The following is a 23,258-nucleotide window of genomic DNA, read 5'->3' as shown; positions in this document are numbered from 1 at the left end:
GGGTACTCCGATGACAGAACAACCTTCCGATCGCTGTTATCCCCAGATTTTTTTATTCCTTATATAAAGGGGAAATCCGGGGATAAAGGCGAGTTTATGCTTACGAAGTAGCTTTCCACAGAAAGCTTTTAGCTCCGCTTCTTCAGGTTCTTTCTGTCCTCTTCGTTTTGTGTAAATGTTCAGTTCAATTTATATAGAAACTTAAGTAGGTGACTAAGTATCTGGATAAAGTAACTAAATCAATTAAACCTTGCCGCGCATATGCGCGGCTTTTTCTTTTGGGTAACTAATGAAGTTATAAATGCTATACAAAATATAATGTTGACAACGTCCACTAACCTGATTATTATAATGTTGACAATGTCCACTAAAAAGGAGGGTTTGACATCGACTCTCAGTACATAAATCCAGATATTCTGGCTGACATGCGACGTTTTAACCGTTTTTATACCAACATACTTGGTGTACTCGACAAGCATATTCTCGGAACAGGGTATTCCTTTGCTGAAGTACGGGTCATTATTGAGATTGGAATTCGGGGAGAGAGCATTGCGAACAATCTGGTGGATACACTGACCATTGATCGCAGTTACATGAGCCGCATTGTAAACAAGCTGTCCAAGGAAGGTCTGCTGGTGAAAGTGAATTCTGCGGCCGACAGCCGGGTCAGTCTGATTCGTCTGACAGCCAAGGGTGAGGAACTGTATGCCCAATTGAATGATCGATCCGATCAACAGATTCTGAAATTAATGCAAGACCTCAATGAAGAAGAGATTCAAGAGGTATACACCTCCATGATGAACATACAAGAGAAGTTGAACAAGAAGGCAGGAGAGACAACACGATGATACGATTTGAATGTGACTATAACGAAGGTGCGCATGATCGCATTTTACAAAAACTGATGGAAACTAACATGGAACAGACAAGCGGTTATGGTACGGATGAGCATTGCCAACGGGCGAGAATGCTTATTCGTCAGGCTTGTGACAACGAGCAGGCTGATGTTCATTTTTTGGTTGGCGGTACACAGACAAATACAACGGTGATTGCCTCTATTTTGCGTCCTTATCAAGGTGTGATTGCAGCGAGTTCAGGACATATTGCGGTTCATGAGACGGGGGCTATTGAAGCAACGGGTCATAAGGTACTCACAGTACCAAGTGAGGACGGAAAGATCACGCCTGAGCAGGTTAGAGCAGTCTACGATGCGCACATGAATGAGTCGTCGCCGGAACACTGTGTGCAGCCAGGTATGGTCTACATATCTCAGCCAACGGAGAACGGAACGATGTACAGCAAGGCAGAATTGCAAGCTTTGCACGCAGTCAGCAGAGCGTGTGGTCTTCCATTTTTCGTGGATGGAGCACGCCTTGGATATGCACTTGCCTCCCGAGATTGCGATATGACACTTGCTGATCTTGCGCGCTTGTGCGATGTATTTTACATCGGGGGAACCAAGATTGGCGCATTGATGGGAGAGGCGGTTGTCATCCTGAATGATGCGCTCAAACCAGATTTTCGTTATATGATCAAACAAAAAGGTGGCCTGCTTGCCAAAGGCAGATTGCTGGGAATCCAATTTGAAACGTTGTTCGAAGATGGTCTGTACCTCGATATTTCTCGTCATGCCGTAGATATGGCCTTGAGAATTCATGATTCACTCGAACAGCAGGGAGTACGTTTCCTGTACGATTCACCAACTAACCAGCAGTTTCCGATTCTACCTGATTGTTTGCTTGAGAAATTACGCAGCGGTTATACGTTCACCTTCTGGGAAAAGGTTGACGATACACACAGTGCGGTGCGGTTCTGTACCAGCTGGGCAACTCGTCAAGAGAATGTGGATGCACTGACTCGTGAAATTACTCAATTATTGCACGAAGAGATCCACGTGCCAGAACGGGTCGAAGTATTGGTCTAATCTTGTTCAAAAATTAAGGAGAACAGTTCCGATTTCCTTCTCATAAATACGAGTAGCTTGAATAAATCCAAAAGCAATTACGCAGAATTCTGATACAGAAAAAAGGACAACTCATTGTGGTTGTCCTTTTTTGGTTTACCTTTTGTGAGATAGTTGTGAGATAGAGAGTGCATATTCGGTTACTCACTCAAGGCCATGTCATATTTCTCTTTCAGCCGTCGGATATCGGCTCTAGGCGGCGCACCGAACATGCGTGCATATTCGCGGCTAAATTGAGAAGCACTCTCGTAACCAACCCGGAACGCTACATCTGCCGCGTCAGCAGATTCGGCCATCAGAAGTCGCCGGGCTTCCTGTAATCTTAATTGTTTCTGGAATTGTAATGGACTCATGGCTGTGATCTCTTTGAAGTGACGATGGAATGAAGAGACGCTCATGCTGGCGGTCTCAGCCAGATCTTCAATGCGAAATGGCTGTTCCCAATGATGAACGATGTACTCAATCGCTTCTCTGATCCGATAAGTGCTGCTACCTTCAACCGCAATCTGCGCCAGTTCTCCTCCGTAAGGTCCTTGAAGGAGGCGGAACAGGATTTCTTTAACGTACAACGGAGCCAGAAACGGAATCTCTCCCGGCGTATCCAACAATCGAACAAGTCGGAGTACAGCATCCTGAATGGACGATTCCATCTGACCTACAAACATGGCTCGTCTGGCGTTTTCGTTGAATGTTACCTTGATATTGCATTCGTTAAGTACTTCGAGAATTTGGTTCGGTGTGAATTCGAGCTTAAGACTTAAGTAGGGTGCTTCAGCGGATGCCTTGATAATCTGCCCGATGACCGGAAGATTCATGGAAGCAATCAGGTAATTGGAAGGTCCGTATTCATAACGCTCCTGTGCGAGCAATACTTCTTTCAACCCTTGAACAATCACACAAAATGAAGGTTTATATACTCTGTATGCGGGTTCGCTAATCTTGGAATGGTGATAGACAAACAGGGAAGGAATCTCCGTTTCCATTGCACAGTTATGGTGGGAATGGCGTTTAATCAGGTCACTCAATTCCTGTTTTGGTTGAAATGATTCTTCGGTCATACGTATCCTCCTCACGGATTTAACCTGCTTACATTATAAAGCTTACCGTACAGAACCAAAAGTGGGCCTGAGAGGATCAGGCAATCAATTAAGACGATTGATATACCGCTTGCAGTCCATGACTCGGCATACTAAGAGTATATCAACAGAGCCAAGCGATTAAAGTTTATTCGAAAAGTTGGGTGAGTAAGGTGATGAAGTGGTTATCAAACCATGTGAGGCAAATATTGATTGACAGGCTCGAATCACAGATCAAGTTCGAAGAAAATTCCGTACATCGAGAGATATACTTCACATGCTGGTTAGAGCTAGTTACCGAAGAGGTCGAGACAACATCCATTCACAGAACAAATTCAAGGAGAGTGTGAAATATGGAATATGTGAAATTAGGACGTACCGGTCTGGATGTCTCCAGATTATGTCTAGGTTGTATGAGTTACGGTGTACCGGAACGCGGAATGGCTCCATGGTCCCTGAATGAAGAGCAGAGTCGACCGTTCATCCGGAAAGGTCAGATACATTGGAGCTCTTCGATGTACGCCTGGCAGTTCATGAAAGTCCAATATACAGCTGAGCGTCGCATCCGGTAACTGGCAATCTCAGTTGATCCCAATTCTTAAATGTTAAAGTCGCCATTCGGCGGCTTTTTTTATAGTTATCTGTTGAGTGAATTGACACTTCTCTTATATTAAAGTTATTATAGATACATTAGATCCTTAATCGAGAAGGAGATTATATTCTATGAACAACGGACATTCATCCGGTCAAACGAACGAATCGTGGAGTGGTCATTCTGCTCCTTTTACAGCGTTACAGGAAACACCTATCTTATCCTTGCTCCAGCCGTCCCATGGAGAACGAATCCTTGATGTGGGTTGTGGCAATGGGGATCTGACAGCCAAAATTGCAGTCGCAGGAGCGCTGCCAACAGGTATAGATTTTTCAGAAGAGACGATTAGGCAAGCTAAACAGAAATACCCTGATATGAATATTCATGTAGCAAATGCTTGTCATTATCGGACAGAAGAACCTTTTGATGCTGTCTTCTCTCATGCCGTTCTGCATTGGATAAAGGATGCCCCGGCAGTAGTACAATCAATACAGTCAGCGCTCAAGACGGGCGGGCGATTCGTGGCTGAGTTTGCTGCAAATGGCAACACGGCTATATTAATAAGAGCGGTAAGGGAAGAACTGCATGCCCGTGGATACAAATGGGAAGGTCGGAATCCATGGTATCACCCTACCATTGGCGAATATGCTAATTTACTGGAGCAAAACGGATTTCGAGTTAGTCTGGTCCAGCATGTTGACCAATTTACCCCGTTCAAGCCAGGTGCCAGAAAGTGGTTGGACAGCTTCGCGGAGTATTTATTCAGTGGTATCACACCTGCGGAACAGGATGTTATTATGGAAGCTGTAGAGAAAAAAGTACAGCCACAACTGATGCGGGATGGACAATGGTATCTGGACAGAAGCCGACTGCGAGTCGTAGCTATTAAGGAATCGGGGAATACGATATGAAAATGGACAAACCCAAGATTCAGGAGCAGTTACTCGAACCGGAAACGATTGCATTCTTGGAATCCAAAGTTGAGTACAAACACAAACTGATCGAGAATATCATGCTGGATCAACAGGAAGCGAGTAAAGTTTCCTTTGAAAATGTTGTATTTAGACATGTGACAATCTCGGAGTCTACCTTGGAACAATTTGAATTCACCGATGTCCGGTTCGAACACTGTGACTTCTCCAATGTCAATCTCTCTGGTGCCTTCATGCACCGGATCGAATGGCATCACTGCAAGTTTGTCGGAACTGATCTTTCCAATAGTCGATTGCAAAATGTCAGTTTCCTTCATGGTCTAGGTGACTACAGCAATTTCCGTTTTGCTCATTTGAAACAGGTCTCCTTCTCGGAATGTACCTTGATTGGTGCGGACTTTGCCTATCTGGCACTGCAAAAAATGGAGTTTAGTCAATGTAACATCGACCAAGTTTCCTTAACGGGGACCAAAATGAAGGATCTGGATCTTAGCGATTGCGAATTTGACTCCTTGGTACTGACCATGGAAGATCTCAACGGTTGTGTGATTTCACCACATCAAGCCGCCACATTTGTAGGATTAATGGGTTTGATTATCAAATAAAGGGCATGATCACATTTACGGGGTTGCCAAGATAGTGGAAGTATGTATAATTGGAGTCACATTAGAATAAAAACAGGTTTTCTAGGGTTCCGCGATGGATGTGTCGGTCTGGTCCGAGAGAAAACCCGCAACCTGTTGGTTGTGCCACGGAGGGATAAAAGCCTGGGAGATGAACTGCGACGTGCAGTTTGTTTCCCGGGCTTTTTTTGTTTTTCGCTAATGAACCCTTACAGGTTGTACAAAAAATGTAGTAGAGAAGGAGTGTTACAGGTATGAATAAAACGTGGATGTCGGTTGTGGTTGCTGCGTTGTTTGAAGTGGGGTGGGTCATTGGATTAAAACATGCCAGCGGGATGCTGGAATGGAGCCTTACAATGGTTGCCATTATGATAAGTTTCTCCTTGATGATTGCAGCTTCGCGTACACTGCCTGTGGGAACGGTCTATGCAGTATTCGTTGGCCTCGGTACCGCTGGTACTGTATTAGCAGAGATTATTTTGTTCGATGCAACTGTTCAAGCCGGAAAAATGATACTCATTGGTATACTTTTACTCGGCGTAATTGGTCTTAAAATGCTGAGTAAAGAGAAGAGTAAGGGGGTGCAGCTATAATGAACTGGGTATTTCTTATCTTGGCAGGGGTATTTGAGATGGTCGGAGTGCTTATGATAAACAAGTTGCACAAAGACCGTAATCTCATTTCACTGGTTCTATTGGTAGCCGGGTTTGGTTTAAGCTTCCTATTCCTGTCCATTGCAATGGAAACTCTTCCGATGGGGACAGCATATGCCGTATGGACGGGAATCGGGGCCTCCGGTGGTGCGATTCTTGGCATGGTGTTTTATGGAGAACCTCGAAATGCCCTAAGAATTCTGTTTATCGCTATGGTGCTCGGATCGGCAGTCGGTCTTAAATTGGTCAGTTAAACAAAGTGATATTAAAAAGATAATGTACAGATTACGTTTTTAATGGTATCCTTATACGTTACGTGTGAAATAAAAGATGCGTCTTATTCATAGATGTGCGTAAATGAAGGAGAAAACATGACATTTAAGGACTTAAATATTATCCCCTCTATTATGGAAGGGTTAAGCAAAGCAAACTATACTAATCCTACCCCTATACAGGAACAGGCCATACCAGCTGTATTAGCTGGCAGAGATCTGCTGGGATGTGCACAGACAGGAACAGGCAAGACAGCAGCATTCTCGGTGCCGATCATTCAATTATTAAGCGAAAGATCCAAAGGACAAGGATCAAAGTCGGCAAGACATATTCGCTCATTAATTTTGACACCAACACGAGAACTGGCTATTCAGATCGCGGATAACATCAAGGTATATAGCCGGTATACGGACATTCGTTGTACGGCAATCGTTGGCGGTGTTTCGCAAAAAGTACAAGAGCGTGCGTTGAATCAAGGTGCAGATATTATTATTGCAACACCTGGCAGATTGAACGATCTGATTAACCAGAAACGTATTGATCTGAAGATGGTTGAGATTCTCGTTCTGGATGAAGCAGACCGGATGTTGGACATGGGTTTCATTCATGATGTGAAACGAATCATTGCCAAAATGCCGAACAAAAAGCAGACGCTGTTCTTCTCAGCGACCATGCCTCCTGAGATCACCAAAATGGTTAAGACATTGCTTGTTGATCCAGTCAAAGTAGAAATTACACCGGTATCTTCAACCGTAGACCGCATTGAGCAGTCTATATATTTGTTGGAGAATGGCAAGAAGCAGCTTATGTTGAACCAAATTTTGGAGGATAAATCCATCGTCACGGCATTGGTGTTCACACGCACGAAGCGCGGCGCTGACCGGGTTACACGTGATTTGGCCAAAGTGAATGTTACGGCACAGGCCATTCATGGCAACAAGTCGCAGAACGACCGCCAACGGGCACTGAACAATTTCAAGAGTGGGGCTACGCGAGTACTGGTGGCGACGGATATTGCAGCAAGAGGAATTGATGTGGAGGAACTGTCACATGTCATTAACTTTAACCTGCCTAACATTCCGGAAACATATGTTCACCGTATTGGACGTACAGGTCGAGCAGGGAAAAGCGGGATGGCCATCTCATTCTGTGAGAAAGATGAACTTCCATTCCTGAAGGATATTGAGAAAGTAATCAAGAAGACGATTCCTGAAGTGAAAGGTCATCCGTATCCGATGACAGGTGTACCTGTGTTTGAGAAAACCAGCAAACCATCGGGCAGTAAACCTGCGTTCAACAAATCGGCTGCAGGCAAACCGGCGAAGTCCAAGGCGAACCCGGCACGCAAGCCGAAATCCGAGTGGTTTGCCAAGAGTGGTAAAGCCAATAGCAGTCGTTCAAGCGAAGGTAGATCCAATAGCAATCGATCAAACAGCAGTAGCAGCAGATCGAACAGCAGTAGCAGTAAATCAAATAATGGTTCATTCAGCCGCAGTAGCAAAACAAGGAATGATAGAGCCAATTAAGACCTAAATAAACCAGATAAAACCTTCTCCATTCTTATGGAGGAGGTTTTATTGTATGTGTAGAGAACTTATTTACATACGAACTTACATTCGGTATCATTATATTGTTCAATTTGAAAGGGGAGGTGCTGACTTGAAGGATACGATGATTGAATACAGTTTGAACAAGAAAGGTGCGATCAAGGATTATCCATTTGGGCCTGATCCAGTCGCGATCAAGGTTGCGGGTAAGATGTTCGCCCTTATTTTTGAAAACAAGGAAAAGCACTGTCGCTTAAACTTAAAATGTGATCCTATAATTGCAGAGAACCTGAGAGAGCAGCATGAAGCAGTTCAACCAGGATATCATATGAACAAAAAACACTGGAATACCATTACGCTGGATGGTTCCTTGTCCAATGAGGATGTCTACGTCATGATCGATCACTCGTATGATATGGTTATCCAATCCCTTCCGAAAAGGGTTCGGGAATCTCTGGTCGAATCGTGAGGTATTTCGCTCTTATCAAGGCCAATGGTCTGCTCGCCAAGTAGAATGAATATCTTATGAAAATGAAGACATACTTTAAGCCCATATGGGACCGTTATCTTGGAAATAAGCAAGATCGAACGGCCTTGTTCAACGTTGCATCCCTTGTTATCAATGCCTGGATTGGGATAGGCAAGCTAGTTTTGGGGATATATCTCCTTTCCGGATGGTTCATCACAAATGCAGTGTATTATTTGATTCTGTGTATAGCCAAAGGCCAGGTGCTTCATCAATATAAAGTTGCCAAAGGGACGGCGTCTCCCCAAGAAAGATATTCTTTGGAGCTTGCGGTGTATAAACGCGGAGGTCTTTTTCTATGTTTTCTGGGCGTCTCCTATTCGATCGTCTGTCTGCGAATGTATCTGATCGGTGATGCCTTCATATATAGCGGACTTATTGTATATATCGTAGCTATAGTCGCTTTTACCAAACTTGCTTTTGCCGTGTACGGTACCTGGGCTAATCGTCATCTACATAACCCAATTATATCTACATTGAAAATGATTAACTTCACCGATGCCATGGTATCCATCGTCGTGACACAAGCGACACTACTTACCATGCAAGCCTCACCTCTCGCTTTAAAAACCAGTAGTTTGTTCGGCATGGGGTGCAGCGTTTTCTTTTGTCTGATGGGGGTCAGAATGATGTCCCACAAGAAAAAGGACTCAAGTATGGAGCAGGGGAGCGCATCCAACGAACAGTGAGACAACTGGGGAGCTTGATATTTCGCATGAACATGCTGTCACAACGGAAGGTGGACTGGCAACGACAGTGGGGGAGGAAAATTACATCACTGTCTTGAATTCATTGGAGAATGAATGATTCAAATTTCCGATTGTCGGATTCATTCTTAATGCAAATAAGGAGTGATAAATATGGATCAACAACAACAACTGGCAATGGTACAACAAATGCGTCAAAATGTCGTCGGTACAGGTGCAGCTCTTCAACCCAGTTCCACGTATGCTGTCACAGTAAAAGAAGTCATGATTCCTACAACTAAAGGTGATACACGTGTACTTGTGTATACACCGGATAGGGACCATTCCGCTCCTCTGCCGGTCTTCTTCAATATGCATGGGGGTGGTTTCATCCTCGGACAAGCACAGATGGATGATCCATGGTGTCGCCTGATCGCTGATCGATCTGATTGTGTGGTTGTTAATATCGATTACCGTCTTGCACCAGAGCACAAGTTCCCAACGGCGGTCCATGAATGTTACGACGTTGTAAAGTGGGTCCACGGCAATCCGGAATCCTTCTCGGTGAACCCGTCTCTATTCGCCATTGGTGGGCATAGTGCTGGGGGGAATCTTGCTGCAGCAGTGTGTTTACTGAATCAGCAACGTGGAAGCGAGCTGCCGATTGTACTTCAGGTTATCGATTATGCCGTATTGGATGTGGCTACAGATCCGGCCGAGAAACCTAGTTTTGAAGAAGCCATTCCAGCCGATATCGCGAGAACGTTCAATGCCATGTACCTTGAAACGCCAGAAGATGCGCAAGACCCGTTGGCTTCACCTGTGCTTGCAACTTCATTAGAGGGACTTCCAGAAGCATTGATTATTACCGCGGAGAAAGATTCACTGGCCCAAGAAGCAAGAACATATGCAGCAAGGCTGGAAGCCAGCGGTGTGAAGGTGACTTTTAAGGAGTACGAGGGAGCCGCTCATGGATTTACGCATTCTGGGGATCTCCAGATGGCTGAGGATGCCTGGTACCGGATGAGTGACAAGATCAGAGAAGCATTTTCCAAATAAAGTACATCAGAATGACGTGTAGAAAGAACTGAGAAGTGGTTAGATATCATTTGAGCAGGTTGTTTAAAAAGTTACCTTGAAGTCGCCTAATGGCGGCTTTTTTCGTTCACTGGTGTGATTGCTTCAATGGCTTGGTGAAACCAAGCTTCTGAGCTTCCGGATGTGTTAATAAACTGGATTAGGAGCCTTCTTGAGATTATAACGATATCGTTAAGGGTAAGAGTGTTAATTAGAGGAAATAATAACCAATACCAGGAGGTTTATTATGAACCAATATAACAGTCCATCCGATATCGCGATTCTTGGCATGGGAACGGCTCTCCCTGCTCACCCCGTAGCACAGTCAGATATTGCAGAATTAATCGCTTCTTCTCTTCAGGATCGGCCAGATTTGGCCCGTTTTTCCAGGCGAATATTCAAGTCCTGTGGTGTTGAAACGCGATATACCGTGGAACCGAGCTATCACGGTTCACTGGAAGAATGCCGATATCTGCCCTCTGGCGAGCGATCAGACATCCCGACAACGGAAGAACGAATGAATACATACAAGCGGGAGGCGCTTCCGCTCGGGATTGAAGCGGCAGAAAAAGCCTTAGAGGATTCAGGCGTATCTCCAAAGAGCATCACGCATATCATCACGGTCAGCTGCACCGGTCAATATCTGCCGGGTCTTGATGTTATGCTCATCCGTCATCTGGGTTTGTCTGCCCGAGTTAATCGACTGCCGCTGATCTTTCAGGGGTGTGCCGCAGGGTTGAAAGCCATTCAGATGGCACGAGATGTTGTGCAGGGAGCTCCCGGATCACAGGTCCTTGTGGTCTGTGTAGAGTTGTGCACCATTCATTTTCAGCCCGTACAAGATCGGGAAGCGCTGTTTGCAGCTTCATTCTTCGGAGACGCTGCTTCTTCCTGTGTAGTGGGTACACCAGAACCTCAGCACAAGAATGTTCTGAGTCTGGGCATGGGTTATTCTGTGCTTCTTCCGGATTCGACTGAAGATATGACCTGGGAGGTGGGGAATCTGGGGTATGACCTGTATCTATCCCCTCGTATTCCAAAGCTGTTAGGTGTTCACCTGGAAGAGGAACTGCGTCTCTTATTGCAAAGTGAACAGCTTCCTGAACTATGGGCCATTCATCCGGGAGGACGTGGGATTGTGGACTCTGTGCAGCATGTAATGAAACTGCGAGACGAGCAAACAAAGTATAGCAGGGATGTCCTCAGAACGTATGGTAACTTATCTTCCAATACCATTCTGTTTGTGCTGAATGCGATGCGTGAGGACATGAAGGTACAGGGTCAATCCTCTACAGATGGTGTAGCCATGGCATTTGGACCGGGACTCACCGCAGAGTTGATGAAATTCACTTATGTACCCTCATTAACTTCAGTGATGGAGGAGCACGATCATGTCCTTTTTTAGAACATTGTCCATTCGGGCCAAGGAAGATGAACTGATGGATGACTTTTCTCTGGGAGGGGAGGAGCTGCGTGAAGCGTTAAGACATCTGAGACGTCTTAACAAAATATTTGCAGCACCTGGCCCGACTCTGGCTGGTGTAGAGAAGTTGTGGAACTCAGTTGGTAAGCCGAATAAGCTGACCCTGCTGGATGTGGGGGCAGGTTCAGGAGATGTGAACCAGAAACTGCTGCAATGGGCGGATCGTCAGGGCGTTCAGCTGGAGATTACGCTGGTTGATCTGACGGAAGAAGCGTGTGAGGAAGCGAGACAACTATTCCGTCACGAACCCCGAGTCCGGGTACAACGTGCCGATCTTACACAACTGCCGGATGCTTCAGCAGATATCGTGACAGGTTCCCAGTTTGTACATCATTTTGACGGAGATATGCTGGTTGATATGGTTTCTCATATGCTGCGAGCATCCAGGCATGGTGTCGTCATTAATGATATTCACCGCCATCCGGTATCCTATAAAGCGGTCTGGATTACAACACGAATGATCTCGCGCAATCGGTACATTCGTCATGATGGTCCTCTTTCCGTGGCCAAAGGTTTTACAGGGAGGGATTGGAAGGAACTTAAACAACGTCTCAATCATGATACGATGACTTATGAATGGAAGCCATTATTCCGTTACTCTGTTGTTATTCCCACGAAAGGCAGGTGATCTGACGTGTCGAAATCGATAGAAGTGATTGTCATCGGAGCCGGAATTGCCGGTAGTACGTGTGCAATGCAACTGGCAGGAAAAGGTCATCGGACCCTTTTGCTGGATCGCCAAGAGTTCCCTCGGCACAAAACCTGCGGTGAGTTCATGTCACCCGAAACCAAGGAGATGCTGGAGGTTCTGGACATTCACCTTCTGGACCAGTCGAAGAAACCCAGTACCATGGATCATGCCAAAATCGTTATGCCACAAGGCGGAGTGATTGAAGCACCGCTGCCGGGATTCGCATATGGCATAAGTCGATATGAGCTGGACCAGATTTTGCATCAGAAGGCTCTGGAGGCCGGAGCCCAGATTGTGACCAAAGCGACCATAACGAGCATCGAGCAGCTTGAGGATGCCAGTTATGAGGTTCAGGTGAAACAGGGAGATGAGCAGATCAGTTACAGAGCCAAAGCCGTTATCGGGGCACATGGGACCAAAAAGCCGCGTGGGATGGCTTCCGCACCTGATCTGCGGGACCAAACCGTATACGTTGGCGTTAAGTCCCACTTCAGCGGGATAGAGATTCCCGCACGGGTAGAGTTATATTTTTGCGAGGGTGGTTACGTGGGCATTTCCCCGATTGAGGATGGCATTGTGAATGTCGCCGCATTGTTGACACTGGATACCGTTCAGGGAAGTGGCAAGTCTGTAAACGATATTTTACAGGCGGCATCCCTAACAAACGTGAGTTTGGCAGCCCGTTTAGCCGAAGGAAAACCTGTAGATGGAACGCAAGTGTCGATTGCACCGCTGCATCTGTCCAATGTTCCAGAACCGTGGTCCCAATATCCGCATATTGGGGATGCCATGCTGATGATACCGCCCTTATGTGGAGACGGAATGTCCATTGCCCTTCGCTCTTCACTTCTGTGTGCAAGGTGGACTGACAAGTATCTGCAAGGCGATATTGAACATGCCGATTGGCAGAGTAATTACACACTGGAAGCAAGCCGTGAATTCACTCAATTGCTCAGACGCGCAAGAAGAATTCAAAAGCTGGCTTTTGCCAAAACCAATAAATTCTATCCTGGTCTGGCCCGGATGATCCCCGGTCTAGCCGCTTATGTTGTGAAGGCCACACGGTTATCCGAGATGAACGCAGCGCGCTAATAGGCTGAAATTTGCTTAATACTTATGCGAAAGAGGTTGCTGACGGCGGCCTCTTTTTTGGTGTATAAACATTAATTTTGTGGAGACAGTTTGGAAATTCGGGAAATGCTCGTATAATAGAATCTAATGTAACGATAGAGAACTAAGTCAGATGAAATGTCGGGAGGCACTATTTAAGATGAACTATTCATTTTCAAATCGTATCGCAGCACTGCAACCATCCATTATTCGTGAGATTCTGAAGGCTTCTTCGGGACAAAATGTGATTCCATTCTCTGCGGGAAACCCCGCACCGGAGACCTTTCCTATTGAGGCGATTCGCACGTTCACCCAAACCATTCTGGAGCATGACCCGGTCACGGCTCTGCAATATGGAATTACAGAAGGGTATGTTCCCCTCAGGGAAGCATTGACTCAACATTTGAAGACAGGTTTTGATACCGGTAAACCATCCGATCAATTGTTCATTGTATCTGGAGCGCAGCAAGGGATTGAACTGGCCTGTAAAGTGTTTTGTAATGAAGGGGATACGATTATCTGTGAGAGTCCAAGCTTTATTGGTTCCCTGAACTCCTTCCGGGCATCCGGTGCAAAACTTGCCGGTGTTCCGATGGAGATGGACGGTATGGATATCGAGAAGCTGGAACAGGCGCTGCAAACGGAGCCTAATGTGAAACTGATCTACGTGATCCCAAGTTTTCAGAATCCGACGGGTGTAACAACGAGTCTTGCGAAACGTAAGGCCATATACGAGCTGGCTAAGAAGTATGGCGTTATGATTTTGGAAGATAACCCGTACGGAGAACTTCGATTCAATGGAGACGATGTGCCAACCATCAAGTCTATGGATGATGAGGGTCTGGTCATCTATGTTGGATCATTCTCCAAAATTTTGTCGGCGGGACTACGTGTTGGTTTTGTACAAGCGCCACATGAAGTGGTAGAGAAGATGGTTGTTGCCAAACAGGGAGAAGACGTACATACAGCCATGCTTCCACAGATTCTGGCATACAAGTTCATGACAGATTATGACTACGCGGGGCACATTAACAGCATTCGTGAGGTATATCGGAGAAAAGCTACATTGATGATGGACAAGCTGCAAGAGTTTATGGGTGAGTCCATTACCTATACTCAACCGGATGGTGGACTGTTCCTCTGGTGTGATCTGCCAGCACATGTGCCCATGCTTGATTATGCCAAGACAGCGGCAGCTCAAGGGGTTGCAGTTGTACCTGGAAATGCATTCCTGGTGAACGAGCAAGACCCTTGTAATGCCATCAGACTTAATTTCTCAACTCCGTCAGACGAACAGATTGTCAAGGGTGTAGAGATTTTGGGGAAGGTATTGAAAGGGTATAACGCTTAATATTATAAAACGCAATATATCCATGAGAAGTCGCCCATTGGCGGCTTCTTTTTTTGCCTTTCGCAGCCCTTAATTATCGATTAATGCACTTAATTCTGCCTGAAATACCTTTTGATTCTTCTGATTGAAAGTACTCAGCAGCACGGTAACAATCCCATTTCCTTTTCGTCTGGGAGACAGTCCAATAACTTCTGCAATGACATGAAGTTCATCATCCGGAAAGACAGGTTTCAGAAATTGAATGTTATTCATTCCGGTGCCCGCCACGACATGCTCTCCATATACCCCGACCTCAATCCATAATTTGAAGGAGATATTCATCGTTTGCATGCCAGAAGCAATTAAACTGCCAAAGCGGCCTTGCTTGGCCTTTTCCTCATCCAAGTGCATGTACTGTGGATCATAGATTGTGGCAAACTCGATAATATCACTCTTGGACAATGCCAAGGATGTGGTTTCGTAGCGCTGACCTATTACATATTCACTGAATCTCATGAAGGCACCTCGGTTTCTTTGATATGTTTTTTCGTAGTCGATGCCTTTGAAAGAGACATGACTGGACTGACGTGTTAAAATGCTAGTGAACAGTCCGGTGTGTATTGCTGTATTACTGCCATAATGGACTAAACAGATGAAACTTTGTTTGAGGAGTATATATGATGATAACGATTAAAGATGTAGCCAAGATGGCGGGTGTAGCCAGTTCGACTGTATCTTGTGTACTCAACGATAAAGGCAATGTAAGTGAGCCGACAAGACTCCGAGTACTTGAGGCAGCGAGCCAACTTAATTACGTTAGGCATGGTCCTGCATCTGAATTAAAACGAAATAGTACACAAACCATTGGTGTTATTGTCCATGACATGTCCAGTCCATATTTCTCGGATTTGGTGAACGGAATAGAAACGGTCGTCATGAGTCATGGATACGATATGATTGTATGTAGTTCGTTGGGTGGAGAGAAATCAACAGCCCATCGATACATCCGAGAAAGAAGAATTGATGGAGCTATTGTTATCGCTCAGAATATTCAAGATCAATTGCTTATTGAAGCATCTGAAGCAGGATTTCCGATTGTCGTCATGGATCGGGATCTGGATGCTCAACATATTGTAAAGGTTTTGATGAGTGATACGCAAGGCGGTTACTTGGCTACCCGTTATCTGATCGATAAAGGTCACCGGACAATAGCTTATATTAGTGGTCCGTCACAATCGGAATGTAATCTCCATCGTTATCAAGGTTATTTGAAAGCCTTGAAGGAGGCAGGCATCGAAGAGAACCCCGAATGGAAAATTGGCGGACAATACATGAAGCAAGATGGCTACATTGCAGCCAAGAAACTGCTTGAAGGAGAGTTGCCCTCCGCTGTTTTTTTTGCTAATGATGAAATGGCAATCGGCGGCTTGGAAGCCTTCAGGGAGCATGATATTTCAATTCCTGAGCAGTTATCCGTAATTGGTTTTGACAATATACCTGCATCTCAGTATATGAATCCACCACTAACCACATTTCGTCAGCCGAAGAGGGATGCAGGCCAGCTTGCAGGTCATGTTCTTTTTCAACTGCTGAATGGAGAGATCGTAGAGACGTTATATACACTGGACATCCAATGCGTGGAACGCGATTCTGTTAGGCTCCTCAATCTGAGTTGAGGGGTTTTTTCCATTCTATAGAATTTTAAATACTTAAAAAGAAAGGAGAGTAGCCATTAATGCATAATATAAAGACGAGGAATATTTTTCGTTGGAAATAAATGGAGGGTGATACGATGGGCGTACCCACTTTTTTGGAGACAGGTCATATGCAAGAAGGTTTTCCCATTCGGGTAATTCACACAGGAAATCAGTTCAATTATGCTGCACACTGGCATGATGAAGTTGAACTGATTCTTGTCAATGGTAAGAGCGCCAGAATTGGCGTGAACGACCACGTGTGTGAGTTGGAAAAAGGGGATGTGCTGCTGATCAAACCAGGGGATGTGCACTGCTTTTTGCCGGGGACTGAACAGTTAACCATTATCTTGTTCCGCCTTGAATTGTTAACGGGAAGTTTCACGACCGAAGCCGAAATTCAGGATCTCGGACAACTTTTTAACAAAACAACAGTTATTCCCTCAAATACGGAGAGTCAGAGCAAACTGGCTCATTATATAGATGTCATCATTACCGAGAAGAAAAATCAGAAGCCGGGATATCGGTGGTTAATGGTATCCAGATTATATGATCTCATCATACTTTTACTACGTACCATCGTGCCTGTTACCATCGATGAATCAACATCTTCAGGATGGCCCTGTACTTCCTCCAAAAAATTTGAATTTCTTGAATCGGTCTGTGAATACCTGGAGGAGCACTATGCTGAACCGATCAAGCTGGAGCAGGTGGCGGAACATATTAAGTTCAGCAAGTTCCATGTCTGCAAGCTGTTCAAAGAGATTAAGGGCGTAACACTGATGGAATACTTGAATCACTTTCGAATCATCAAATCAGAGTGGGCCTTATTGTTCCGTCAGGATACCATTCTGGAGATTGCGATCGGCCATGGGTTCAACAATGTAAACTCCTATAACCGTCTTTTCAAAAAATATAATGACTGCACACCCTCCGAATTTCGTAAAAAACACCGTACGAATATCACAAAATATGGAGGGTAATGCACAATATTTGTGGAGAAAGCCCTCTCCAAAATCAATATACTCTAATAAATTGTAAGCGTTTCCTTTTTGAAGGAGGGGGCCTATGAAGAAGTGGTTTAAGCCAACTATTGTATTTGTATGTGCAGCACTGTTGTTAGCTGGTTGTCAGTTCAGTCCATCCAATCAAAGCAAGCAACAGGAGATTACCGTGTGGAGTTTTACGGATGAAGCAGGATATGCCATCGAGAAATTCGAACAGCAATATCCTGACATCAAAGTGAACTTTGTCAACATCCCCGGTAATTTCTATATCACCAAGCTGAAATCTGCGCTACAGACGACCTCGAAGGCTCCAGATGTATTTATGATTGAAAATGCGAATATTCGAGAACTGATTGACGTTCCTTATCTGGAGAATCTATCAGCTTCGCCGTATAACGCCAATGAACTTATCCAGGAACAATATGCTTTTGTGCAGGCCAATGAAAAGGACAGTGAAGGAAATGTCAGAGCGATAGGTTACCAGGGAACACCAGGGGGCATCTATTATCGTCGGGATTTGGCGAAGAAATATCTGGGCACCGATGATCCTGAGAAGGTGGGTTCACAGATCGATACATGGGAGAAAATCTTCGAGATTGGAGAGAAGGTGCAGCAACTAAGCGGGAATAAAGTACATGCATTGGCAAATTGGAATGCTATATCGAATTCATATGATGGTATACCTTGGGTGAAGGACGGCAAACTCGTCATCGATCCAACCTACTTGGAAGTGCTCGATCTTGTACGTGAAGCACGTGAGCGGAAAGTGCTTGCCGAGTATGATGATGGAAGTGCCGGTTACGCTGCATCCATGCAAAAAGGAGAGGTCATGTTCTATCCCGGGGCAACCTGGGCCCTGCAATTTACGTTCAAGGCAAATGCCCCGGATACCGAAGGCTTATGGGGCTTGGCACAGGGACCTTCAGCGTTTAGTGCAGGCGGAACTTATATAGCGATGTATAGTAAAAGTGACAAAAAAGATCTCGCCTGGAAGTTTATCGAGTTCTATAACTTTAACCACGACTTTCTGTCGGAGCTCGCGAAAGAACAGGATTATTTCACGAGCAACATGGTTGTGAATGATGAACTTGCCCCGTCTCTCTCATCGTCCTATTTGGGAGGACAGAAGCATTTCGAGTTTTTCTCGGAGGCTGCAAAACGGGTACCTGTATACGAACGCACCAAATATGATGCCACAATTAACAACGATATCTACAAGATTGTACTCCAGTTATATCTCAATAAGGACATTCAGACCAAGGAAGAAGTCGTAAAGCGAATCAAACGTGATGTCACCTTGAGATTTCCGGAGCTGGAAGTGGATTAGCTTAGGACGTGTCTGAAAACCTTCCTTCGGAGTTTTCAGACACGCCCTCGAAGTAAGCGATGGTTATACACATCACACATCCGATGATAACTGGGGGGATAGAACATGTTTGCCAAAACGATTCGCAAGGACCATTACGGCTACTACTTCATTGCTCCGTTCTTTATTATTTTCACCATTTTTGGGCTTTATCCCATTTTATATTCGCTTTATATCAGTTTCACCAACTTTGATGGCATCACGACGCCTGACTTTGTAGGGATCGGTAACTACGTGGCCGTACTACAAGACCCGTTGTTCTACAAAACCTTGTTTAATACGTTATTCATCTGGGGCGTATCTGTCGTTCCGCAGCTGACGATCTCCCTGGTGTTGGCCTTTATTTTGAATGATAAGCTGCTCAAAGGACGGGACTTTTTCAGGGCCGTATACTTTTTTCCGAATATCGTAACGGCTGCATCCCTTGGGTTGCTTGTCAGCCTGATTTTTGACTGGCAATCCGGGGGACTGAATCATTTTTTGGTGCAAACCGGAATCATACAAGATCCAATTAACTGGAAAAATGATCCGTGGTTTATGCGGCTGATTGTGTCTTCGATTCTCTTTTTCCAATACTTTGGCTATTCCATGGTCATCTACCTCGCAGGTCTTCAGGGGATAGATCCGTCGCTACTGGAGGCAGCCCAGATGGATGGAGCGAAAAAGAAACATATTTTCATTCATATCATCGTGCCAATGCTCCGTCCCATTATTCTGTTTCAGATGATCACATCCATAATTGGTGGCATTCAGATTTTTGATCAGCCATTTACATTAACCAATGGCAATGGTGGTCCTGACAGGGCAGCTATGACAAGCATTATGTATCTCTATAATGTCGCATTTCAGAGCACTCGTTTTGGTTACGGCGCTGCAATCGCATTTTGTCTGTTTATTATTATCATACTGTTGTCCGTTGCATCCTTCATCATGACCAAGCGGAAGAGCCGTTCATAGGGAGGGGAGTTCTTATGCAAACTGCAAAATCAGTTGAACAACCAAATGCAGCGATTCAGCAATATGCCACCACAAGGCGACTGACGGCAGGCAAGATTACCATCTATCTGTTATTGATAGGTCTTGCCGTGCTGTGCATTATTCCATTTTATCTGATGCTCATCTATTCAACACATAACAATGCAACGATTGCTTCAACATTCACCTTTCTTCCCGGATCGTTTTTAGTGGATAATTATATGAACATGGTATCCAAAATTAACATTTGGCGTGGGTTTGCCAACAGTATTTTCATTGCTGGATCATCAACCGTGTTATCTCTCTATATTGGTGCTTTGACCGCATACGGTTTTGCCAAATTCAAATTCAAAGGGCGGAACTGGTTGTTTCTGTTTCTGTTAGCGACCATGATGGTGCCGGGTCAACTGGCCCTGATTGGGGTATATCGCCTATTCAGTATGTTGGGGCTTCTAGACAGTTATGCCGCGATTATTTTGCCTGCGGCGGCTAACGCGTTTAATGTATTCTTTATCAAACAGTTCATGGAGAGCAGTATCCCGGATGAGATTATTGAATCTGCACGGGTGGACAGTGCCGGTGAGTTCCGGACGTTCAATCAGATTGTATTGCCTATTCTGGGGCCGGCAATCTCAGCTCTTGGCATATTCACGTTTATTGGGTCATGGAATAATTTTTTAACACCGCTTGTTCTGTTTTTCTCTCTGGATAAATATCCGCTTCCAGTACTGGTTGCGTTAGTGCAGGGTTACTATGGTATGGATTATGGGCTCTTGTATTTGGGCGTAGCAATCTCAATCCTGCCTATTATTGTTGTATTCTCTGTGTTTTCCAAACAGATTATCGGAAGTGTTGCTTTGGGTGCTGTAAAAGGATAGTGATAACTAGAAAATAGGGTATAGCAAAGAGCAACATATCCGTATTCATAGGCATGAACAGCATTCTATATCATCAGGGTCGCTCAAGAGGGCGGCTCTTTTTGCTATTCACTATTTTGCGTATATATCCCAACCTATAAGTAAAGGATACCTTTAACTGAGAATATCTGGACGCAGCATGCACAGAAAGGGGAGGGCGGTATGGACACATCACTGATAACACAACAGAACCTGCCGTTAACCGGACATCTTGCTGTTGATCAAGAAATGTTAAGCTCTGTTTTTGCAGGTTGCTCGGATGTTGTGTTTCATACATTTCAAACCGCATGCCATACTTCAGCGCTATGCGTATATTGTGTTGGTTTATGCGATACAGAACGGCTGGAGAGACAGGTACTAACGCCTCTTCAGGAGATGGGGATTGAAGCTGCGCAGGTTCCTCTGGCTTCTGTTAAAAGTGTTGATACAACCACTCAGGCGGTGCAGGCGATATTAGAAGGGGAAGCTTTGTTACTGCTGGAAGGTTCAATGACTGGAACTACATACCCTCTATACAAAGCTGAAAATCGTTCAACCGAGGAACCGTTAGCTGAATCGACCGTGCGCGGTGCACGAGATGGATTCACAGAATCGTTGACCATGAATATGTCTCTTCTGCGCAAACGTCTCAAGACACCTGCATTGAAGATTCATACACGTAACATGGGAGATCGTACAAACACCAGTATTTCACTTGTATACATGGAGGGGATTATTGACCCCAAACTGGTAAAGGAAGTGAAAAAACGACTTTCAGATTTAAAGCTTCGAGACGTACTGGAGAGTCAGTACATTGAAGAAGGCATTGTTGATCAGCGATACTCCCCATTTCCACAGATGATTGCGACGGAGCGTCCGGATGTTGTCGCTTCCAACTTGCTGGAAGGTCGGTTTGCTATTCTTGTGGACGGAACGCCTTTCACCCTTATCGCGCCAGTGACCATCTTTTCCATGTTACAATCCCCCGAAGATTATTATCAAAATGTGTTTATGAGTGTTTTTGTACGCTGGCTGCGATACATTTTTTTTGTGTTATCCATGCTGCTTCCATCGGCTTATGTTGCGATTACGACGTTTCATCAGGAGATGATTCCTACCGTATTACTTCTCAGTATTGCACGGGCGAGAGAAGAGATCCCTTTTCCTGCATTGGTGGAAGCGCTCATTATGGAAATCGCCTTTGAAGCACTGCGGGAGGCTGGCGTCCGTTTGCCAAAGCAGGTCGGATCAGCGGTCAGTATTGTGGGAGCCTTAATTATTGGGCAAGCGGCGACGAGTGCCGGAATTGTGTCAGCCCCCATGATCATCATTGTTGCGATAACCGGTATCGCTTCTTTCATGATTCCTCGCTACGCTGCCAGCATCGCGACCCGATTACTGCGTTTTCCTATGATGTTTCTGGCTGGAACGCTGGGACTCACAGGTGTCATGTTGGGAGTCATCCTGGTTGTCATTCATCTGAGCAGTCTTCGTTCATTCGGAACACCTTATCTGTCACCAGTAGCCCCTACGATGAGCAAGGAACTCAAGGATGTATGGTGGCGTCCAGCACCAAGGAACAAACCGGACTAGAACAATTCATACTCAAGCAATCAAGGGAGCGGGATTACACATGTTAACGGACAAAGGAAAAATATCAGAGACTCAATTGGCATTCATGATCTTTCCTGCCATTCTCGCAACAGCCATCTTGTCTGTTCCTGGAATTACAATGCACTATGCAGGTCATGACATGTGGATGACTCCAATTATAGGTTCTATCGTTGGATTGGCTGCTATTGGTATTTCCGTTGGACTTGATCGTCTGTACCCTGGAAAAACGCTCATCCAATCCAGTGTATTGATTATTGGTCGGATTCCGGGCAAGTTATTCGGCCTGATATATATCGCTTTCTTGCCCCACCTGACCGGCTTGATTATTCGGGAATACGGTGAATTCATTGTCAATAATGCACTTCCGCGTACACCTTTGTTTGTTGTGATGGGTACGATGGTTGTTGTATGTGCGATTAATGTCAGACTCGGGATCGAAGTTGTCGGACGAACCTCTCAGGTGTTTGTTACCCTGCTGATCGTGCTACTGGCTTTGATCTTTATATTATTGATTGGTGAACTGAATCCTGCCGAGCTGTTTCCTTTTATGGAGAAGGGTCCAATTCCCATTATTACGGGGGCTGCTGCACCTGCTGCATGGTTTAGTGAATATATCGTGTTGGCTTTTCTGCTACCTTATGTGAATGAAAAAAAACGAATAACCCGGGTCATGCTGGGTTCCCTTGTGTTTACAACAACTGCAATGACAGTTACCAATCTGTTTTGCCTGTTTTTAATTGGTGATTTGACGGATACATTTGTATTTCCGGTCATGATCGCAGCTAGATACATAACCATTGCGGACTTTCTGCAACATATCGAATCCCTTATTATTGCTATCTGGATTTTCGGTATCTTCGTTAAAATTTCCGTTTTTCTATATATCTTTGCTACATCAACCGCGGAATGGTTTGGTTTGCGAGACTACAAACCTGTGGTTGGTCCACTTTCGTTCCTGTGCATAGTATTTGCTTACTGGGTTGTGTCCGGTGGATCCGGTATTTCCAGTTTGGTTAGCGCTTCAGCTAACTTGTATACGATCAGCATCTTATTAATCCTTCCGGCTATGATCTACGGTGTCGCCTGGCTGAAGAAAGGGTGGACACATTTTCGGAAGAATCGAGCGAACACCTGATTGATGGGG

General features: G+C 45.1%; 23 protein-coding genes, 1 pseudogene and 1 riboswitch. Of the genes and pseudogenes, 22 read left to right on the top strand and 2 right to left on the bottom strand.

What is annotated here, in order from left to right; genetic code table 11:
- The first annotated feature begins 425 nt into the window (after positions 1–425).
- Entirely contained in the window at positions 426–848 is a 423-nt protein-coding gene (locus tag IFU39_RS06415; RefSeq protein ID WP_091016501.1) for a MarR family winged helix-turn-helix transcriptional regulator, read from the top strand.
- The gene (locus IFU39_RS06410) at positions 845–1,924 is read left to right on the top strand and encodes a threonine aldolase family protein (protein ID WP_105598625.1); all 1,080 of its coding nucleotides are present in this window, start codon (positions 845–847) and stop codon (positions 1,922–1,924) included. Before IFU39_RS06415 ends, IFU39_RS06410 begins: the two co-directional genes overlap by 4 nt.
- A 179-nt stretch (positions 1,925–2,103) precedes the next feature.
- Here IFU39_RS06410 and IFU39_RS06405 read toward each other — a convergent pair whose 3' ends face one another.
- Entirely contained in the window at positions 2,104–3,021 is a 918-nt protein-coding gene (locus IFU39_RS06405) for an AraC family transcriptional regulator (protein ID WP_105598626.1), read from the bottom strand.
- Between the two features lie 371 nt (positions 3,022–3,392).
- Between IFU39_RS06405 and IFU39_RS06400 the strand changes: the two are divergent.
- The 13 genes and pseudogenes from IFU39_RS06400 to IFU39_RS06340 form a co-directional block, all read left to right on the top strand.
- Positions 3,393–3,530, top strand: a pseudogene (locus tag IFU39_RS06400) (aldo/keto reductase); the annotation flags it as partial.
- A 232-nt stretch (positions 3,531–3,762) separates the two neighbouring features.
- A complete protein-coding gene (locus tag IFU39_RS06395; RefSeq protein ID WP_105598627.1) occupies positions 3,763–4,542 on the top strand; it encodes a class I SAM-dependent methyltransferase in 780 nt (259 codons plus the stop codon).
- Positions 4,539–5,168 (top strand): pentapeptide repeat-containing protein, encoded by a 630-nt coding sequence (locus IFU39_RS06390; RefSeq protein WP_105598628.1) that lies wholly within the window; start codon positions 4,539–4,541, stop codon positions 5,166–5,168. Before IFU39_RS06395 ends, IFU39_RS06390 begins: the two co-directional genes overlap by 4 nt.
- Positions 5,169–5,238: 70 nt before the next feature.
- Positions 5,239–5,339, top strand: a riboswitch (guanidine-I (ykkC/yxkD leader).
- 101 nt (positions 5,340–5,440) lie between these two features.
- Complete coding sequence (locus IFU39_RS06385) at positions 5,441–5,779, top strand: DMT family transporter (RefSeq protein ID WP_105598629.1); 339 nt, start codon at positions 5,441–5,443, stop codon at positions 5,777–5,779.
- Positions 5,779–6,093, top strand: coding sequence for a DMT family transporter (locus IFU39_RS06380; RefSeq protein WP_105598630.1), 315 nt, complete (start codon positions 5,779–5,781; stop codon positions 6,091–6,093). The genes IFU39_RS06385 and IFU39_RS06380 overlap by 1 nt, the downstream gene beginning before the upstream one ends.
- A 117-nt stretch (positions 6,094–6,210) precedes the next feature.
- Positions 6,211–7,638, top strand: a complete 1,428-nt coding sequence (locus IFU39_RS06375; protein ID WP_105598631.1) for a DEAD/DEAH box helicase — start codon at positions 6,211–6,213, stop codon at positions 7,636–7,638.
- 133 nt (positions 7,639–7,771) lie between these two features.
- Complete coding sequence (locus tag IFU39_RS06370; protein WP_105599132.1) at positions 7,772–8,128, top strand: MmcQ/YjbR family DNA-binding protein; 357 nt, start codon at positions 7,772–7,774, stop codon at positions 8,126–8,128.
- A gap of 56 nt (positions 8,129–8,184) precedes the next feature.
- Positions 8,185–8,874 carry a hypothetical protein gene (locus IFU39_RS06365; protein WP_105598632.1) on the top strand — a complete coding sequence of 230 codons (690 nt, stop codon included), beginning with the start codon at positions 8,185–8,187 and terminating at the stop codon, positions 8,872–8,874.
- A 171-nt stretch (positions 8,875–9,045) separates the two neighbouring features.
- On the top strand, positions 9,046–9,930 hold the full coding sequence (locus IFU39_RS06360; RefSeq protein ID WP_105598633.1) for an alpha/beta hydrolase: 885 nt from the start codon (positions 9,046–9,048) through the stop codon (positions 9,928–9,930).
- A gap of 265 nt (positions 9,931–10,195) precedes the next feature.
- Positions 10,196–11,353, top strand: coding sequence for a type III polyketide synthase (locus IFU39_RS06355; protein ID WP_192131714.1), 1,158 nt, complete (start codon positions 10,196–10,198; stop codon positions 11,351–11,353).
- Positions 11,340–12,059, top strand: a complete 720-nt coding sequence (locus tag IFU39_RS06350; RefSeq protein ID WP_192131712.1) for a methyltransferase domain-containing protein — start codon at positions 11,340–11,342, stop codon at positions 12,057–12,059. The genes IFU39_RS06355 and IFU39_RS06350 overlap by 14 nt, the downstream gene beginning before the upstream one ends.
- Before the next feature lie 6 nt (positions 12,060–12,065).
- On the top strand, positions 12,066–13,214 hold the full coding sequence (locus IFU39_RS06345; RefSeq protein WP_192131710.1) for an NAD(P)/FAD-dependent oxidoreductase: 1,149 nt from the start codon (positions 12,066–12,068) through the stop codon (positions 13,212–13,214).
- A gap of 178 nt (positions 13,215–13,392) precedes the next feature.
- Positions 13,393–14,583, top strand: coding sequence for an aminotransferase-like domain-containing protein (locus IFU39_RS06340; RefSeq protein ID WP_192131708.1), 1,191 nt, complete (start codon positions 13,393–13,395; stop codon positions 14,581–14,583).
- A gap of 69 nt (positions 14,584–14,652) precedes the next feature.
- Here the strand turns inward: IFU39_RS06340 and IFU39_RS06335 are convergent, their stop codons facing one another.
- A complete protein-coding gene (locus tag IFU39_RS06335) occupies positions 14,653–15,078 on the bottom strand; it encodes a MaoC family dehydratase (RefSeq protein WP_091016472.1) in 426 nt (141 codons plus the stop codon).
- Positions 15,079–15,242: 164 nt separating this feature from the next.
- On the opposite strand from IFU39_RS06335, the gene IFU39_RS06330 reads away from it, so the two are divergent.
- The 7 genes from IFU39_RS06330 (at position 15,243) to IFU39_RS06300 (ending at position 23,249) form a co-directional block, all read left to right on the top strand.
- Positions 15,243–16,238 carry a LacI family DNA-binding transcriptional regulator gene (locus tag IFU39_RS06330; RefSeq protein ID WP_091016470.1) on the top strand — a complete coding sequence of 332 codons (996 nt, stop codon included), beginning with the start codon at positions 15,243–15,245 and terminating at the stop codon, positions 16,236–16,238.
- Positions 16,239–16,354: 116 nt separating this feature from the next.
- Positions 16,355–17,239: an AraC family transcriptional regulator gene (locus tag IFU39_RS06325; RefSeq protein WP_192131706.1), complete on the top strand. Its 885-nt coding sequence runs from the start codon at positions 16,355–16,357 to the stop codon at positions 17,237–17,239.
- A gap of 85 nt (positions 17,240–17,324) precedes the next feature.
- Positions 17,325–18,590, top strand: a complete 1,266-nt coding sequence (locus IFU39_RS06320; RefSeq protein WP_091016467.1) for an ABC transporter substrate-binding protein — start codon at positions 17,325–17,327, stop codon at positions 18,588–18,590.
- A 105-nt stretch (positions 18,591–18,695) separates the two neighbouring features.
- On the top strand, positions 18,696–19,586 hold the full coding sequence (locus tag IFU39_RS06315) for a carbohydrate ABC transporter permease (RefSeq protein WP_091016465.1): 891 nt from the start codon (positions 18,696–18,698) through the stop codon (positions 19,584–19,586).
- A 14-nt stretch (positions 19,587–19,600) separates the two neighbouring features.
- On the top strand, positions 19,601–20,482 hold the full coding sequence (locus tag IFU39_RS06310; protein WP_192131705.1) for a carbohydrate ABC transporter permease: 882 nt from the start codon (positions 19,601–19,603) through the stop codon (positions 20,480–20,482).
- A gap of 201 nt (positions 20,483–20,683) precedes the next feature.
- Positions 20,684–22,093, top strand: coding sequence for a spore germination protein (locus IFU39_RS06305; RefSeq protein ID WP_091016462.1), 1,410 nt, complete (start codon positions 20,684–20,686; stop codon positions 22,091–22,093).
- Positions 22,094–22,133: 40 nt separating this feature from the next.
- Positions 22,134–23,249, top strand: a complete 1,116-nt coding sequence (locus tag IFU39_RS06300; protein WP_192131703.1) for a GerAB/ArcD/ProY family transporter — start codon at positions 22,134–22,136, stop codon at positions 23,247–23,249.
- Positions 23,250–23,258: the final 9 nt, after the last annotated feature.

This window comes from Paenibacillus sp. CFBP 13594 (assembly GCF_014842675.1).
GTDB lineage: Bacteria > Bacillota > Bacilli > Paenibacillales > Paenibacillaceae > Paenibacillus > Paenibacillus amylolyticus_B.
The sequence above is the reverse complement of the archived record's forward strand: the minus strand, read 5'-3'. Positions and strand labels throughout refer to the sequence as shown.

Bases quoted from the DNA above. Each gene is read 5' to 3' on its own strand.
- IFU39_RS06415 (WP_091016501.1), top strand. From the start codon at position 426: ATGCGACGTTTTAACCGTTTTTATACCAACATACTTGGTGTACTCGAC.
- IFU39_RS06410 (WP_105598625.1), top strand. From the start codon at position 845: ATGATACGATTTGAATGTGACTATAACGAAGGTGCGCATGATCGCATT.
- IFU39_RS06405 (WP_105598626.1), bottom strand. From the start codon at position 3,021: ATGACCGAAGAATCATTTCAACCAAAACAGGAATTGAGTGACCTGATT.
- IFU39_RS06395 (WP_105598627.1), top strand. From the start codon at position 3,763: ATGAACAACGGACATTCATCCGGTCAAACGAACGAATCGTGGAGTGGT.
- IFU39_RS06390 (WP_105598628.1), top strand. From the start codon at position 4,539: ATGAAAATGGACAAACCCAAGATTCAGGAGCAGTTACTCGAACCGGAA.
- IFU39_RS06385 (WP_105598629.1), top strand. From the start codon at position 5,441: ATGAATAAAACGTGGATGTCGGTTGTGGTTGCTGCGTTGTTTGAAGTG.
- IFU39_RS06380 (WP_105598630.1), top strand. From the start codon at position 5,779: ATGAACTGGGTATTTCTTATCTTGGCAGGGGTATTTGAGATGGTCGGA.
- IFU39_RS06375 (WP_105598631.1), top strand. From the start codon at position 6,211: ATGACATTTAAGGACTTAAATATTATCCCCTCTATTATGGAAGGGTTA.
- IFU39_RS06365 (WP_105598632.1), top strand. From the start codon at position 8,185: ATGAAAATGAAGACATACTTTAAGCCCATATGGGACCGTTATCTTGGA.
- IFU39_RS06360 (WP_105598633.1), top strand. From the start codon at position 9,046: ATGGATCAACAACAACAACTGGCAATGGTACAACAAATGCGTCAAAAT.
- IFU39_RS06355 (WP_192131714.1), top strand. From the start codon at position 10,196: ATGAACCAATATAACAGTCCATCCGATATCGCGATTCTTGGCATGGGA.
- IFU39_RS06350 (WP_192131712.1), top strand. From the start codon at position 11,340: ATGTCCTTTTTTAGAACATTGTCCATTCGGGCCAAGGAAGATGAACTG.
- IFU39_RS06340 (WP_192131708.1), top strand. From the start codon at position 13,393: ATGAACTATTCATTTTCAAATCGTATCGCAGCACTGCAACCATCCATT.
- IFU39_RS06335 (WP_091016472.1), bottom strand. From the start codon at position 15,078: ATGAGATTCAGTGAATATGTAATAGGTCAGCGCTACGAAACCACATCC.
- IFU39_RS06330 (WP_091016470.1), top strand. From the start codon at position 15,243: ATGATAACGATTAAAGATGTAGCCAAGATGGCGGGTGTAGCCAGTTCG.
- IFU39_RS06325 (WP_192131706.1), top strand. From the start codon at position 16,355: ATGGGCGTACCCACTTTTTTGGAGACAGGTCATATGCAAGAAGGTTTT.
- IFU39_RS06320 (WP_091016467.1), top strand. From the start codon at position 17,325: ATGAAGAAGTGGTTTAAGCCAACTATTGTATTTGTATGTGCAGCACTG.
- IFU39_RS06315 (WP_091016465.1), top strand. From the start codon at position 18,696: ATGTTTGCCAAAACGATTCGCAAGGACCATTACGGCTACTACTTCATT.
- IFU39_RS06310 (WP_192131705.1), top strand. From the start codon at position 19,601: ATGCAAACTGCAAAATCAGTTGAACAACCAAATGCAGCGATTCAGCAA.
- IFU39_RS06305 (WP_091016462.1), top strand. From the start codon at position 20,684: ATGGACACATCACTGATAACACAACAGAACCTGCCGTTAACCGGACAT.
- IFU39_RS06300 (WP_192131703.1), top strand. From the start codon at position 22,134: ATGTTAACGGACAAAGGAAAAATATCAGAGACTCAATTGGCATTCATG.